Source organism: Pseudomonas sp. P7759 (genome assembly GCF_013386445.1).
In the GTDB taxonomy this organism is placed as follows: domain Bacteria; phylum Pseudomonadota; class Gammaproteobacteria; order Pseudomonadales; family Pseudomonadaceae; genus Aquipseudomonas; species Aquipseudomonas azotoformans_A.
On record NZ_JACART010000068.1, the window covers coordinates 1 to 14,852 of the forward strand.

A 14,852-nucleotide genomic window follows, 5' to 3' on the forward strand; every position below is an offset into this window, starting at 1 on the left:
AGGAAAATCAATATCAGTGTCAGCCATGTTGTTGATGAAGTTAGTCAGAAGGAACTGCGCTGCCAAAGCGGTGATATCGATAATTTCTGGGTCTGTGTAGCCGGCAGCACGTACGGCTGCGAGTTCTTGATCGGTTACCTTGCCGCGGCGTTCTACCAGCGTTTTGGCAAATGTAGCGGCAGCAGCGCGCTTTGGATCTTCGGAGCGACCTTGGCGATTCATTGCAATTTCTTCGGCCGAACTTTTCACCAGGTTAGTCGCAATGTACGTATGCGCGCTCATGCAGTAATGGCAGTCGTTGACCTGAGTCACAGCCAAAGCAATAGCATCACGGGTTTTTACGTTCAGCGCCTTGGACATCGCACCCTGAAAACCAATGATACCTGCGAAAGTATCTGGGCTGGAAGCGAGCATACGAAACATATTTGGAATAAAACCAACTTGGCTACCAATTGCATCGAGGGTGGAGTGGGTGTTGGTGGGAGCTTGGTCGCGAGTTGGAATAGTAATACGTGCCATCTGTAGATCCTCTTTCATTTAGCCGTTGTTGGCGTGAGAGGAAGCTTATGTTTTCAACCCTGGTTTGATAATCCCCCGATATCGGGAACCACCCTTTCAGATTTCGAGAATTTAGAACTTTACCCGGCGGCATTGGATGCTGGCTTCGATCATCGGCGTGTTAGATATCGCTGTTTTTTTGGGTGAAGCACGGTGCACTGGTCGGAGATGAAGTTAGGCCCCTCGAAAGGCGAACAGCGTCCACGAACGACCGCCATGAACAACAGGGATTCAGGATGAACCAGGCGACAAAGTTTACCGAGCCAGCTCGATGAGAGCGCGGCGTTGGCTAGCAACGCGCTAATGATTGGATTGGACTAATTCTGATGTATGTCAGCTCGGATTCAACACTTCTACCGTGGGAAAGTCAATTTTTGTGTCAAAGACATTGTTGATGTAGTTGGTAAACATATATTGAACACTTAAACCGATGATGGACAATATTTCCTCATTGGTGAAACCCGCTTCGCGAATGCGTGTGAGCTCCGCTTCAGCGACGTGCCCGCGAGTAGTGACAACTTGTTTGACAAACTGCCCCGCTGCAGCCATTTTCCGGTCGCTCGCCATACCCCGTCGGGCACGTAACAGGTCACTCGGGTACATTCTTCCGAAATTCATACCTATATAGGTATGTGTCGCCAGGCAATACAGGCATGTATTTACTTCAGACACTGCGAGCGCCACGTGGGCGCGAAGCCTTGCATCGAAGCTGTCGTCCAACGACTTCTGCATTTTGTCTAAGGCCGTGAGCGCGCTGGGTGAAAGTGATGTCAAACGCAGCACGTTCGGTACAAAACCCAATTTTTTGTAAACGGCATCAAACGCAGGACGCACCTCATCCCTTGCGCTGTCTCGTGTCGGAATTATAGTGCGGGTCATGGCTGCACCTCGGCAGGATGTTTAGCAGTAGCTTATCGAAAATGAGGTATGACTCTATCGTAGCGACCGCCTTATATGATTGTTCAAGTGCCTAGACTAATGTGTTCGTCGGAAAATCAATATCAGTATCGAACACGTTATTTATGTAATTGGTGAAACTGAACTGTACTACTAGACCTATGACTTCTATAATCTCCGCGTCGGAATACCCCGCTTCCCGTACGCAAGCAATTTCGTCCTCACTTACGTGCCCACGCATTTCCGCAACTTTTGCAGCGAATTGAATGATGGTCTGAATCTTCGGATTGGTCGACTGCCCTTTTCGTGCAAGCTCGATTTCTTCTGGACTGTCTTTTGCCAGGTTCAGCCCAACAAAGGTATGAGCAGCCACACAGTAAGCGCATCCGTTAACCTCTGATACAATAAGCGCAATTCGCTCACGTGTTTTCAGGTCCAGTACTTTCATTAACGGAGTTTGCATTCCCACCAACGCCGCAAGGGTTTTGGGGCTAATCGCTGTGAGCCGGTACAGGTTCGGAAAAAAACCAAGGCGCTTCCCGATTGCATCCAGCGTTGCGTGGGTCTCTGGCGGGGTGTTTTCCCGGCTCGGGATTTCAACGCGTGACATATTTTTCCACCTGTGAGGACTATGTTGTGATTCGCTTAGTCTAGCGAGTCAAAAAGCCGGTGATAAGCCGGGAATTTCAAGAAGAACCCTTTCAAAAAATGAGAGTCGAAGGCAATTGACGACCGTGACATGCACGACGCACCATAGCGCCCAGGAAATATTAGTCACGCTAAAAATTGACTGTGTAGTTAAAAATGAAAAATGGCCTGCAAAAACACATAATTTCTTGCTCAAAATACATGATCACACAGTAATTTGCACAACTGAAACGGCACCTTTACCTGCGTAAAAGTGACTGGTAGGTTATTGATCAATGCCAAAATGTGTTCCTTTCTGAGAGGATTAACAAAATGGATCGTCTTGAAGCGATGGCCATCTTGGTAGCTACCGTGGAAGCTGGGAGCTTCTCTGCTGCAAGTCGCAAGCTCTCGGTTCCGCTGCCAACAGTCAGCCGAAAACTCGCGGCTTTAGAGGAGCATCTAGGGGTTCGGCTATTGGTGCGTTCTACGCGTAGCTTGACGCTGACTGAAGCTGGATTGACCTACCTCCAGTCTTGTAAGCAGATAATCGATCAAGTGACTGAAGCAGAACGCTCTGTATCTGGCGAATACACGACCCCTAGAGGTGAGTTGGTCGTTACTGCTCCAGTCGTCTTTGGGCGTCTTCATCTCTTGCCAATCATTAATGATTTTTTGGCCTCATTTCCTAAAATTAATATCCGATTGATATTATCTGACAAATCAATGCACCTTGTAGATGATCATATCGATGCGGCTTTACGAGTAGGAAAATTACCAGATAGTAGCATGGTGGCCACCCAAGTTGGTACTGTTTGCCGAGTAGTTTGCGCGAGCCCGGAATACCTGGCCAGTCACGGCAAGCCAACACATCCTAATGACCTCATGGAGCATACATGTGTCAGTTTCGAAGGATTACCCTCTGGTCCCATGTGGAGCTTCACCTCTGCTGCAATGCCGACGGATTTATTAACCATCACGGTAAAACCTCGTCTTTCAGTAAACACTGCTGAGGCCGCTATTGATGCTGCTATTGCGAGCGTAGGACTAACTCATATTTTATCATATCAAATTGCCCATGTAGTCGAACAACAAAGATTACGATTAGTTCTTCGTGAATTCGAACCCACGCCGATACCAGTTAATTTAGTTCACGCCGGTCAGATACCACTACCCGTTAAAACTCGTAGTTTTTTTGATTTTGTTGTACCGCGCCTCAGAGTTGCCTTGCTCGGCGATAAAGATAGATTGCGGACAGGAATGAGCACCCCGGTGCCCGAATACCCTGGCTTGTAGTTATTTAAGTATGCATTCGGTCGACAATATTAATATGGGAATTTTACCCGAGATGCGTAACCGTCCAAGCTTCACCGCCTTGAAACTCAGACCTTAATCTCCTTCAACTATTGATTGACGCGCTCCCATTCAAAATGCGTTGGATCGAAAGTACCGCCATGCCACTCCATCATGTGTTCATGCTCTGGGTGGTTGGGGTCAGCCATCACTTCAAGGAAATCGGCATAACCTTGCCTGCCGCCGATGTCTTTCGGCGGGCAAGCATTGGCGCCCTCGATGCAATTCTGCACCTGAGGGCATGCCACAGCGGGTAATTTATTTTCAACTTTGATTTGGTGATTCCAGCCATCGCCGAAGTCATAGAGGTAGCGAAACGTCTTTTTCCCGTTCAACGCTTTGATCAGGGTTTTGCGGGCATCGGAGTTCACCGGTAGGCCCCATCCATCGGGGTCGGGAGTGCCGTAATTGTTGACCAAGTCGTTGCACGAGGCGGCTTCCCCTCCGTCCCGAAGCACGGGAGAAATACTTCCTTCGCAGTCTGGTCAATTGAGCTTGGCTCGCCGGCGCCCCCTGGGTGTGATATGGGGAATCTCACCCTTCACCTTTCACCTTTCCGCTTTCCGCGTTACCTTGCCATGCGTGCGGTTGCTCCGGCGCTTGCACTAGGCAACGCCGTGATACTCAAGCCAGATCCGCGTACCGCAGTATGCGGCGGTTTCGTGATCGCACGCCTGTTTGAATTGGCTGGCCTGCTGGCCGGCGTGCTGCAAGTTCTTCCTGGCGATGGCGCTACTGGTGCAGCCATGACCTGTGATCCCAATATCGGGATGATCCAGTTCACGGGTTCCACTGCGGCCTGTAGCAAAGAGGGGGAAGCTGCCGGACGTAATCTGAAGAAGGTATCGTTGGAGTTGGGTGGCAAAAATTAGTTGATCGTGCTCTACGATGCCGACTTGGATCTTACTGTCATCAACGCGGCCTAGGCTCTGTACGAAAAGTATTGCCTTACGCATCGCATGGAACAGGCCAATGAGATCATCGCAGTAAAACTTGTCGTGAGCTTGTCGAAGCGCGTAACGATGCGGCGGTTCTCCTTCAGCCACCCGAACATGCGCTCGATGGTATTGCGCTGTCGGTACTTGGGCCGATCGAACAGCCTGGGCAAGCCCGGTTTGGGTTTGCGCTTCATACTGCGCAAGGGGATTACCGTTTGCATTCGATAACGATCACAGTACCGGCGCAGGGCTTGAGCATCGTATCCCTTGTCGGCCAATAGCCATCGGCAGCGTTTGCGGGGACGGCCACGTAAGCTTGGGATACAAGCCTTATCCAGTAATGGTTGAGCATAGGCAATATCGCTGGCTTGCCCGCCTGACAACAGGAAGCGCAGCGGCACACCATTGGCGTCGCATAGCATGTGGATTTTGGTTGTCAGGGCGCCCCGGCTGCGTCCGAGCGCGTGATCTTGTGGTTCATCAGGCCCCCTTTTTTCCCGGCGCCTGATGAGGCTCGGGTTGCGCGAACGGCCTTGGAGTCGATCATCCAGGTGTCCAGATCAATCAAGCCCTGCTCATTCAACCGAATATGAAGAGGCTTGAGCATCTGATCGAAAGCGCCACAATCGCGCCAGTCGCGAAAACGTTGATACACCGTTGACCAAGGGCCGAATCGTTCGGGTATGTCTCGCCAGGCCGCGCCAGAGCAGAGTACCCAGAGGATGCCGTTAAGCATTAAGCGATCATCGGCTCATGGGCGCCCAGTACGGCGGGTTTGCGTGAATATATCGGCAACCAGATCCCAGGCTGCATCGGGGAGTTCGTAACGTTTTGCCATGCAGGTCCCCAGCCAATCATGACGGCTATTTTACCTGTTCAGACTTTTCGTACAGAGCCTAGGATGTCTATCTGCATCATGGCCAAAACTGCATGGCCACGGGCCGCGTGCTGGTACAGCGCGGCATCTACGAGCAGTTCATCGATAAGCTGACAACCAAGGCGCGTAGTCTGCGCGTTGGCGACCCGGTTCGTACGGATGTGCAGATAGGTTCGTTGATCAATGAACACCAACGCGACAATGCGCTACGTATTATCGAAGCAGCTCGTCAAGCGGGTGCAACCGTGCAGGCTGGTGGTCACTATGAGGGGCTGTTCCTGTCACCCACAGTGCTTAGCAACGTGACTTCGGACAACCCTGCGTTCTGCGAAGAAATCTTCGGGCCAGTGGCAGTGGTGACCCCTTTCGCCACTGGCGAAGACGCAATCACGCTAGCCAACGACACCGAATACGGTCTGTCGATGGCAGTCATCTCGAGTAACCTCGGGCGGGAGCTCAAGCTTGGCGAGCGCTTGCATACTGGCTTGTTACATATCAATGATCAGACCGTCAACGACGAAGTCGTCAATCCGTTCGGTGGGGTCGGCGCTTCCGGTAACGGGACAAGTATTGGAGGCCCTGCCAACTGGGAGGCGTTTACTCACTGGCAGTGGCTCACTATCAAGAGCGAAGCACCTGCTTATCCCATCTGAAGAGGAAGTCATTATGCATAAAGTGCAGATCGACGCGCGGTCACCGTCGTGGTGGTCCGAACTCCCGGCCAACCTTTTTTCCATTGAAACGCCCTACATTCGTGCACCTCGAAGACGAAGTATTGGTGAAGGTAGTCGCCGTGGGCATGTGCCACACGGACCTGATCGTGCGTGATTAACATATCTGGTGCCGTTACCGGCAGTGCTCGGCCATGAGGGCTCAGGCGTGGTCGAACCGCTAGGGCCAAACGTCAAGAACCTGAAGGTTGGGGATCATGTGGTATTGACCTAGGGTGCCTGTGGCCATTGCGCGCCTTGCGTAAGTGGTCATGAAACGTATTGCAAGAGTTTCTACGAGCATAACTTTGGCGGTGCGGGGCCGGACGGAGACATTGCTTTGCATAGCGAGAATGGCGAGCCGCGGCATGACCATTTTTTCACCCAGTCTTCGTTCTCAACCTACGCACTAGCCCGCCAGAGAAATGTAATCAAAGTACCGTCTGAAGCACCGCTGGCGTTGCTAGGCCCCTTGGGCTGCGGCATCCAAACAGGTGCAGGCGCTGTTATCAATTCACTGAAGGTTCGTTCTGATAGCAGTTTCGTCGCCTATGGCGATGGAGCAGTGGGATTGAGTGCCGTGATCGCTGCGCGCATTGCCGGTGCCATGACTATCATTGCGGTCGATGTAGTGCCTTCTCGGGTGAAGCTTGCCATCGAATTAGGTGCTACCCATACCCTAAACAGCCGAGAGGTTGAGATCATCGAGTCTGCGCGAGAAATAACAAGCGGCGGTGCCGATTTCCCACTCGAATCCACTGGACGCCGGAAGTCCTTGAAGCCAGTATCGAGGCGCTTGGTGGGCTGGGTACATTGGGTATCGTCGGAGCGCCAATGCTTGAGACGAAGGCGAGCTTCGATATTAACAGTCTGATATTGGGTGGACGCAGCATCCGAGGCATCGTGGAGGGTGACAGTGTACCCCAGGTATTCATTCCTCAACTTGTCGAGCTGTTTCAACAAAGGCGGTTTCCATTCGACCGATTGGTCAAATTCTACCCATTCGAACAGATCAACCAAGCCGCCGAGGGCAGCACAAAGGGCATCACACTCAAGCCCATCCTACACATCGCCGAACTCTGATCACGTACACCCTCAATCGGCTACACCGCTTAAGGCATTCTTACGGTCAAGCTCTTACGGTAGGGTTCATCATTGGCACCAAATGGAAGGACAAGGCTGCCATCGATACTTCAATGGTGTTTTTTAAATACTCGACCGACAATGGGCAGCAAGATTTCATCGGTTGAGGATTGATTATGGATCGTCTGTCTACATTGCTGTCTCGATTTGGCGTTCGCGCGAACCTTTTTTACAACGACAAGCTTTGTGGAGTTCAAACCTACGGTGACCTTGATCAGCGTGGTCATATCCATCTGTTGCAGGCGGGTACGGTAACGATGCAAGGTATTGACAAGCGCGATACGGTACTGACCAAGCCCAGCTTGATATTCCTGCCGCGGCCGTGTCGACACCGCTTGTTTGCCCATGAGTTTGACGACGCTCAGCTTCTCTGCGCTTCCATGGAGTTTGAAGGTGGCATCGACAACCCATTTTCAGCTTCGCTACCGGACATGCTTGTTTTGCCTTTGGATGAATTACCATTGCTGGCTACCACACTGACGTGGATGTTCGCAGAGGCGGCTGAGGGCCGGTGTGGTAAGGAGGCTGTAATCAATCGGCTGTTCGAGTTGCTGATTATATTGTTGTTCCGCCATCTGCTGGATCAGAATCAATTGCATACAGGTTTGATGGCAGGATTGGCAGACCCTCGACTTGCACACTCCTTGCTGCGCGTCCACGACGCACCCAATCATCCTTGGTCAATTGCCGAGATGGCGGATGAATCTAACATGTCACGTTCGGCCTATGCGGCGCATTTTCGAACTGTCATAGGACAAACGCCTGCAGAGTATTTATTGAGCTGGCGGGTCAGTCTGGCTCAGAGGCTATTGCGAGAAGGCCGAGCCATCAATTTGATTGCTGAAGAGGTAGGTTATGACAGTCCGTCGGCTCTGGCACGAGCATTTCGCAGAAAAACGGGGGTCAGTCCCCGTGAATGGATTAAAAGTGCTAACGGTCTATGAGGGGTATGGTTAAAGATTTTTTCTGAGAGGTAACAACGGCCTATGAACGTGCACAAACACTGGCCTGAGTACGGTTCGCACTCAGGCCATTGAGGTGATCATCAATCAATTAGAGCGGGATTCAAGTTCAACTAACGAGTGCCCGGCCACGAAAATCGAGGCGGCTAACAAACCAATGTCTTTGAGCAGAAATTGACCTGGAGCAATAGTGATGGCTGGAAAACCAAGTCCGGGTTCGAACACGCCTGGAGTTGAAAGCATAAAGCTTACAGTCGTGACAAACAAACCGGCAGATAGAGCACCTCCGAGGATAGAAAGCTTCGGAGAAACGAAACGACCCAGTATCAGTGCTCCGATGGACACCTCAAGAATACCCAGCAAACCGGAAAAGGTGTCGACACTGAAAATCTTATATACCCAGCCGAGCAATGGGCTATTGCCAACCAATGGAACCAAACCTTGCGCTTCATAATGGGTAAATTTCATACCCCCGAACCAGAAGTAAATCACGGCAAGAGCGACATAAACACCAAAAACCCCTAGGTTCATTGTGGTGACGCCCAATGAACGTTTCTGAGTATTGCCGTCCACTGTGTAATTTGCAGCAGTCAGAGTTTTCATGAGATTGAATTCCAAATAGTTGGTAACGGGTTTGGCATGACGTCAGCCCAGAGGTTGCTTGTTTCTGACTGTCCGTATGTCGTTTTAAATCCAACGGGGTTAGTACGTTGGGGGTGTGGAGATTGTTACCTTTAAGTGGAAATCAATGTGCTCCAAACGTGCAGTATTTGGTGCAGATCGTCTCGAACAACGTCTTTTTAGCCATCTGATGCTCGACCGGTGTTTGATTGGCTGCAAGCCTTTGGGGTTTGGTACAAAGCCTGGAAAAGGAGTTTCCTGTTGCCTATGGGATCAGTTGATCAACGAGGTGATATGCCGCTTCATTGGTCGATTGTTTCTGGACGGGCACCTTGAGCTGCTTGGTCGCCGAACAAGCCGATGGCCTTGGTCTGATATTTTGCGTTGGAAACCGTGGCAACGTTTCCCACCTGTTTACGACGCGCAACAGTCGGGCCTTTTCTTCTTTTCTTCTTTTCTTCCTTGCTTCTGGCGAAGCGGACCAGTGCAGTAGTGTGCAACCGCGATAAGATGCTAGAACGCTTTCAGTATCGAGTTCCTATGTCCCAAATCGACTGGCTCAGCCATCTTCTGAAAATGATCACCATCACAGGCCAGTTGGAGTTCCGTTGCGCCTACGGGGCACCGTGGCGTGTAGACAGGGTTCAGTCCGCGGCTCATGAAATTCCTTACCACATCGTGCTCAAAGGGCGGGCCGTTATAGAGGATCCAGAGACTGGGACGACAAGGGATCTGGGACCTGGTGATATCGTGCTGTTGCCGCATGGGTCGGCGCACATGTTGCACGATGGCAGCGGAAATGAGCCTAAACCCACCTGCAATCATCAAGGTCTTGGGGGGTGGACGCTCAGTGAGAATGATGGCGGTGACGAGCACTTGGATATGTTGTGTGGAAGATTTTTCATCGAGCCACCTCATGATCGGTTGATTCACAATTACCTTCCCAAAAATTTGGTGGTGCGCGCTATTTGCGATCCTGATGATGAAGACATCGGGTCCGCCTCGATTCACCTAGCCGGCCTTCTTGGGCTGATGCGTGTGGAATCCAGAGGAGATAAACCGGGCGGAAACGCCATGCTCAATGCGCTTTCTTCGGCGCTGTTCACACTGGTATTACGTACGGCTAGTGAATCCGAGCGAGCTCCAATAGGGTTGTTGGCACTGGCTGGTCATCCCCGATGGGCTCCTGCTATTTCAGCCTTGTTTGCCGATCCGGCACGTGCCTGGACCGTGCCTGATCTAGCCGATTTGTGCAGCATGTCACGGGCCACCTTCATGCGACATTTTCTGGACAAGCTGGGACGCTCCGCTATCGAGTTGCTCACCGATATCCGGATGAGCTTGGCCGCTAACGAACTGAAGAAGCCATCGTTGACTTCCGAGGCTGTGGCTGAGGCGGTCGGCTATCGATCTGTAGCGGCTTTCCGGCGTGTATTCGCGGAAACGATGGGGATGACTGTGGGACAGTGGCGCCGCCAAGCCCGTGGTGTCGAGTAATACGCTCCGTTTCGGTATGTAGACTGCAAAGCCACTAGCCCCATTGGTGAGGTGCAGCGTCTTCTTAACGAGCGACATGCACGGCTATACCCGCATAATATGTATTTCGATTTCAACGAAATGAGTTGTGTCCTGCTGCGCTTCGACCATGAAGGTCAATTGCTCTTCTGTTGATCCTTTTGAGCATTTTATTGAGCTAATACAGTCTCGAAATGAACACCGCATCAGCCTAAAGTGGGGACTCCTAACCACCTGATGAAGGAGTCACACCATGAGCCGAATTGCTATTCCCGCCATAGAGTTCTCCTGCGGCATAACGACTGATACCTGGATGCTGGCAAGGAAAATTGTTCATAGCTGTGTCACAAGCGTGAACTCTACGTACTGCTATCTCAATCCGACTTCAGGTGCTCTGGTTACCTAGACATCCAGTTAGGTGCGATATCGATAACTATCGATTCGCTCTGTTCGGTCATCGGCACTAACGCTACCAACATCAATTGTCAGTTTCTAAGTAGGCCACTTTGCCGGGCGACTAGGGCATCAATCGCCCAAATTTCGCCTGATAGCTCATAAACGTATAGCGCACCCAAACTTTTCACATATAGGAATCAGCATGTCTAACGCCGTTATCAAAAATATCCTCAGCCGCAGCGCCGCGAAATATTACGACCCTACTGCTATTTTGAGCGACGACCAAATCCGCGAGTTGGTGCGAATCGGCGCCAGCGCGCCAACATCTTTTCACTTACAGAACTGGCGCTTTATTGCTGTGCGCACGCCAGAAGCCAAAGCACGGTTGAGTCCGATTGCCTGGAGTCAGCCGGCGATCACTGAAGCTGCCGTCACTTTCATCATCTGCAGTCAATTGGCCGATTCCAGTGTAATCCCGGAGCGTCTTGCGCCGTTGGTCGAAGCGGGCGTCATGCCTGCGGCGATGGTGTCGGATTGGGAACTCCCTGCACGCGACTTGTATCTGGAGCACCCGCAGCGTCAGCGCGATGAGGCAGTACGCACGGCTACCTTCGGTGCGTCGGCGATCATTTATGCCGCCCGCTCGCTAGGCTTGGGTTCGACCCCAATGATCGGTTTCGATGCCGAAGGGGTTGTCCGTGAGTTTGGACTGGCTGAAAACGAAGTGCCGGTCATGTTGTTGTCCATCGGCGCGGAGCGTTCGGGAAACTGGGCGCAAAAACCACGCCGTCCGTTGGATGAAGTGTTGGATCTCATTTAATTGTCAGTTAAACCAGTAAGTTACGGAGACTACGATGTCTAGAAGTGCAGTTCTAACGCCGGAACAAGTGCCGGCTGATTCGAAACCGACTCTCGATGCGTTCACCAAGAACACCGGGTTCACTCCCAATATGATGGCTACCTTCGCGCAGAGCCCAATCGCGTTCAACGCATGGGCGACCCTGCTCGGCTCCATGAGTAAAGCGCTCGATGTAAAGACGCGTGACAGCATCGGTCTCGCCGTTTCCGAAGCGAATGGCTGCAACTATTGCCTGACCGTTCACAGCTTTACGGCCGAGCATATGGCCAAACTGCCGGCCGATGAAGTCATTCTCGCTCGCAAGGGCCAGGCTACCGACCCCAAGCGCAACGCTGCCCTTCAGTTCGCGCACAAAGTCATCGAGACTCGCGGCAAGGTCAGTGATGCTGATCTGAAAGCCGTCCGCGACGCAGGCTACACAGATGCGAATGTCATGGAAATTATCGCGTTGGTGGCCATGTACTCCCTGACGAACTTTTTCAATAACGTGTTCGATCCCGAGAAAGACTTTCCTGCCGTTACGCCGGCTGGATCGATCTGACGTCTATCCGGTCGTGTCGACCCTCTCCTAAGGTGTTTGGAGAGTTATCGTGATACGGGCATGACGATGAAACCCAGATGCACTCAGGAAAGACTCTTGGGACCGCATCTGGGCTTTCTCACTATGAACATCAGCCACTGTTTGCCCTATCGGGACAACATTACCTCTTAGTGTCGCGTTTAATGACCACGTTGCCCCAAGTGCCCACATTTGCAGATTTCAAGAGTGCTGAAGAGTTTCCTGCCACTGCCAGTTCGTCCGCGGCCGCTAAAAGTGCTGGTCCAAACTCTTGCATTCGTTCCAACGTTAGGCGGGAGGAGGGGCCTGCGATCACGACGACGCCTGTCGCAGGCTCGTTAGCACGCTTGATGGGTGCAGCCATGGAGCTCATGCCCAGGGCATAGGCGTCCAGGATAATGCTGTATCCACGTCCGCGATGCTCATCCAGCACCTTCAGCAAGGCCTTGATGGATGTCGGTGCGTTTGGTCCGAAGTCTTTTGGCTTGCCAATCCCCTGTCGTGTCACGTACTCGATGGCTACATCCTCGGGTAGCGTCATGAGCCAGGCCTGGCCTGCCGCACTGCAGGACAACTTCAAATCTATGCCCATGTCCGGGTCATACAGGAGGCCGGATTTCGCGCCCTGCGCCTTTGCCACCAGCGTCAACCGATCCTCATCGACGATGCCCAGCCGAACAAGTTCAGCGGTCGTTTGAGCCAGTCGATCGATTACCGGTTGGGCAATGTCCAGAACGCCCGACTTGCTCAAAAAGCTGAGACCCATCGATGCCATTTTTGTGGTGAGCGCATAGTCGCCGCGTTGCGGCATTTGGCGCACATAGCCGTAACGAATCAATTCGTGCAGCGCCCTGTGACAGCCACTGCGCAGCTGGTTCAAATCAGTTGAGATCTGAGCCAGGGCGACTCCGTCCGGATAGTCGGTGAGGTACTCGAGGATATCCAGTGATTTTTCCAGTGCTCCGCTCATAAAACCTCCTCAAATTCAAAATTTGAATAATAGAATAATTTTGAAAGGTATTCAAGTTTTGTGTATTGTCCGATTTCACCAGTCCGGACCACTCCCGGGTAAATGACGATGAGGACGATTCTGAATGTACAAAATCAACAGACCGCATAGCTCGCTGGTAACGAGAGTCAAGGCGACCGGATTGTTCGGCGCGATGACACGCGTTCTTGGCATGAGCTGAGGTCGACGATGTCTCTTCTTGGAAACGCAGCCCTCGCCATGTGGTGGAACATGGCTCCCGATATGCGAGAAGACTTCGAGCATTGGCACTCCCATGAACATTTTCCCGAGCGGCTTGGCATCCCTGGATTCCACAGAAGCTCGAGGTGGACCGATGTGAGGGGTGGGGAAGGCATTTTCGTGATGTACGAATTGGAAAACTTCGACGTCCTGTCGTCGCCCTCGTACCTTGAACGCTTGAATGCACCCACTCCCTGGTCGATCAAGTTGATGCCGCATCACAGAAATATGGTGCGCAGTCAATCGCATGTTCTTGAATCGCGCGGCGGTGGTGTGGCGCGCAACGCATTGACTATCCGTTTCTCCCCGAAGCGCGAACGTGAGGCCGAGCTCCGACAATCTCTGAAGGCACTCATCGAAGAGCTATCTGTTCGTCCTGGAATTACAGGTGCGCATCTACTGATACACGAGACGCCTTTGATCGCCCAGACAACGGAGCAAAAGATTCGTGGTACGGCAGACGAGGTTGCGGATTGGGCGTTGGTTGTTTGTGGATACGACACGGATGCGGTGCAGGCTCTAAATAGTTTCGAGCTTTCCGAATCTTCACTCGTAAGCCTGGGCGCACAGCCGGATCAAAAGAGCGACTTCTATTCGCTTTCCTATTCTGCGATACCCACAGATGTTTATTGAGTGCACCACAGGGAGCTTAAAACCATGAACAACAGCACGTCGCACACACTTTGCCTGGCGCATTTGAGTTTGATCGAACTGACACCTCCCGAGTTGGTTGACGCCGCAGCTGACGCCGGATTCTCCTATGTCAGCATGAGGCTCGCGCCTGCTTCGACGGAGGAGCGCCTGCACCCCATGATTGGTAATACACCGATGATGCGCGACACCCTGGCGCGGATGCGCGACCGAGGGGTCTGTGTACATGACGTAGAGTTGGTTCGCCTTACGCCAGGCACCAGGCCTGCTGACCTGGAGCCGTTACTTGCTGCTGCTGAGATGCTCGGCGCAAAGCATGTACTTGTAGCTGGAGATAGCGACGACGAGGCTGCAGTTGCTCGGCGCTTCGGCGAACTGAGCGCTATTGGAGAACGTTACGGATTGCTCATGGGCTTAGAGTTCATGCCATGGAGAGGCATCAAGAACCTGCCTTCCGCATGTCGCGTAGTTGAAGCCGCGGGGGCTGGCGGGGTTGTAGTGGACGCGATTCACCTTGCCCGCTCAGGCGGCACGCCAGAGGATCTCGCGCTACTACCAAAGAATATGTGGGCCTATTTCCAGATCTGCGATGCACCGTCAAAGGCGCCGGTTTCTGAAGAGGAATTGTTGTTTCAGGCACGGAGCGCGCGGCTCCCTCCCGGAAAGGGCGGTCTCGATCTTATTCCGATGATACGAGCCCTTCCCCCCGAGACAGTTATCTCCATCGAAGTACCACTTCATGGCTTGCCTGGTCTGCTTGCACCGGTGGCACGCGCGCGCATGCTTCGGGCCACTACGCTCGAGATCCTGGCGAAAGCCCATGCTGCTCAATAGCGGGATCTGCGTTTGCTGCAAAGCGCGTGCGATTTAATCGTTTTTTGTGCGGCACCAATATCCCCCCGATTTGTTCCTGCCTGGATAACACTCGATGCGGCCG

General features: G+C 52.4%; 16 protein-coding genes and 3 pseudogenes. 12 read left to right on the forward strand and 7 right to left on the reverse strand.

All coding sequences use genetic code 11. The features are described from left to right. From HX823_RS29845 to HX823_RS29855, 3 genes are all read right to left on the reverse strand, one after another. A partial coding sequence (locus HX823_RS29845) for a carboxymuconolactone decarboxylase family protein (RefSeq protein ID WP_038845055.1) occupies positions 1–519 on the reverse strand: 519 nt, incomplete at its 3' end. Between the two features lie 372 nt (positions 520–891). Next, positions 892–1,437, reverse strand: coding sequence for a carboxymuconolactone decarboxylase family protein (locus HX823_RS29850; protein ID WP_038850265.1), 546 nt, complete (start codon positions 1,435–1,437; stop codon positions 892–894). 91 nt (positions 1,438–1,528) lie between these two features. Beyond that, positions 1,529–2,065, reverse strand: a complete 537-nt coding sequence (locus tag HX823_RS29855; protein ID WP_038850264.1) for a carboxymuconolactone decarboxylase family protein — start codon at positions 2,063–2,065, stop codon at positions 1,529–1,531. Positions 2,066–2,415: 350 nt separating this feature from the next. Here HX823_RS29855 and HX823_RS29860 point away from each other — a divergent pair, with 350 nt between their 5' ends. Then, the gene (locus HX823_RS29860; RefSeq protein ID WP_080642444.1) at positions 2,416–3,378 is read left to right on the forward strand and encodes a LysR family transcriptional regulator; all 963 of its coding nucleotides are present in this window, start codon (positions 2,416–2,418) and stop codon (positions 3,376–3,378) included. 107 nt (positions 3,379–3,485) lie between these two features. Here HX823_RS29860 and HX823_RS29865 read toward each other — a convergent pair. Further along, a pseudogene (locus HX823_RS29865) lies at positions 3,486–3,842 on the reverse strand (plasmid pRiA4b ORF-3 family protein); the annotation flags it as partial. A 10-nt stretch (positions 3,843–3,852) separates the two neighbouring features. Here HX823_RS29865 and HX823_RS29870 point away from each other — a divergent pair. Then, a pseudogene (locus tag HX823_RS29870) lies at positions 3,853–4,304 on the forward strand (aldehyde dehydrogenase family protein); the annotation flags it as partial. A 53-nt stretch (positions 4,305–4,357) separates the two neighbouring features. On the opposite strand, the pseudogene HX823_RS29875 reads toward HX823_RS29870, so the two are convergent. Then, a pseudogene (locus HX823_RS29875) lies at positions 4,358–5,211 on the reverse strand (IS5 family transposase). A gap of 71 nt (positions 5,212–5,282) precedes the next feature. Between HX823_RS29875 and HX823_RS29880 the strand changes: the two are divergent. The 5 genes from HX823_RS29880 to HX823_RS29890 all read left to right on the forward strand — a co-directional run bounded on the left by HX823_RS29880 (position 5,283) and on the right by HX823_RS29890 (position 8,047). Continuing rightward, positions 5,283–5,903: an aldehyde dehydrogenase family protein gene (locus HX823_RS29880; RefSeq protein ID WP_200864556.1), complete on the forward strand. Its 621-nt coding sequence runs from the start codon at positions 5,283–5,285 to the stop codon at positions 5,901–5,903. A 226-nt stretch (positions 5,904–6,129) separates the two neighbouring features. Continuing rightward, positions 6,130–6,195: a hypothetical protein gene (locus HX823_RS32415; RefSeq protein ID WP_370589172.1), complete on the forward strand. Its 66-nt coding sequence runs from the start codon at positions 6,130–6,132 to the stop codon at positions 6,193–6,195. Positions 6,196–6,567: 372 nt separating this feature from the next. Beyond that, entirely contained in the window at positions 6,568–6,834 is a 267-nt protein-coding gene (locus HX823_RS32180) for a zinc-binding dehydrogenase (protein ID WP_305729225.1), read from the forward strand. Further along, a complete protein-coding gene (locus HX823_RS32185; RefSeq protein WP_305729226.1) occupies positions 6,795–7,043 on the forward strand; it encodes a hypothetical protein in 249 nt (82 codons plus the stop codon). The genes HX823_RS32180 and HX823_RS32185 overlap by 40 nt, the downstream gene beginning before the upstream one ends. Positions 7,044–7,219: 176 nt before the next feature. Then, the gene (locus HX823_RS29890) at positions 7,220–8,047 is read left to right on the forward strand and encodes an AraC family transcriptional regulator (protein WP_038850262.1); all 828 of its coding nucleotides are present in this window, start codon (positions 7,220–7,222) and stop codon (positions 8,045–8,047) included. 105 nt (positions 8,048–8,152) lie between these two features. Here HX823_RS29890 and HX823_RS29895 read toward each other — a convergent pair whose 3' ends face one another. Then, positions 8,153–8,668: a YkgB family protein gene (locus HX823_RS29895; RefSeq protein ID WP_038850261.1), complete on the reverse strand. Its 516-nt coding sequence runs from the start codon at positions 8,666–8,668 to the stop codon at positions 8,153–8,155. A 558-nt stretch (positions 8,669–9,226) separates the two neighbouring features. On the opposite strand from HX823_RS29895, the gene HX823_RS29900 reads away from it, so the two are divergent. The 3 genes from HX823_RS29900 to HX823_RS29910 all read left to right on the forward strand — a co-directional run bounded on the left by HX823_RS29900 (position 9,227) and on the right by HX823_RS29910 (position 11,997). Further along, positions 9,227–10,183, forward strand: coding sequence for a cupin domain-containing protein (locus HX823_RS29900; protein WP_038850260.1), 957 nt, complete (start codon positions 9,227–9,229; stop codon positions 10,181–10,183). Between the two features lie 616 nt (positions 10,184–10,799). Continuing rightward, entirely contained in the window at positions 10,800–11,417 is a 618-nt protein-coding gene (locus tag HX823_RS29905) for a nitroreductase family protein (RefSeq protein ID WP_038850259.1), read from the forward strand. Positions 11,418–11,451: 34 nt separating this feature from the next. After that, positions 11,452–11,997, forward strand: coding sequence for a carboxymuconolactone decarboxylase family protein (locus tag HX823_RS29910; RefSeq protein WP_038850258.1), 546 nt, complete (start codon positions 11,452–11,454; stop codon positions 11,995–11,997). 160 nt (positions 11,998–12,157) lie between these two features. On the opposite strand, the gene HX823_RS29915 is transcribed toward HX823_RS29910, so the two are convergent. Further along, positions 12,158–12,985 carry an IclR family transcriptional regulator gene (locus HX823_RS29915; RefSeq protein ID WP_038850257.1) on the reverse strand — a complete coding sequence of 276 codons (828 nt, stop codon included), beginning with the start codon at positions 12,983–12,985 and terminating at the stop codon, positions 12,158–12,160. A 228-nt stretch (positions 12,986–13,213) separates the two neighbouring features. Here HX823_RS29915 and HX823_RS29920 point away from each other — a divergent pair, with 228 nt between their 5' ends. Together HX823_RS29920 and HX823_RS29925 are read left to right on the forward strand one after the other, a co-directional pair. Continuing rightward, a complete protein-coding gene (locus HX823_RS29920) occupies positions 13,214–13,897 on the forward strand; it encodes a hypothetical protein (RefSeq protein ID WP_177078215.1) in 684 nt (227 codons plus the stop codon). A gap of 24 nt (positions 13,898–13,921) precedes the next feature. Continuing rightward, positions 13,922–14,749: a sugar phosphate isomerase/epimerase gene (locus tag HX823_RS29925; RefSeq protein ID WP_038850256.1), complete on the forward strand. Its 828-nt coding sequence runs from the start codon at positions 13,922–13,924 to the stop codon at positions 14,747–14,749. Positions 14,750–14,852: the final 103 nt, after the last annotated feature.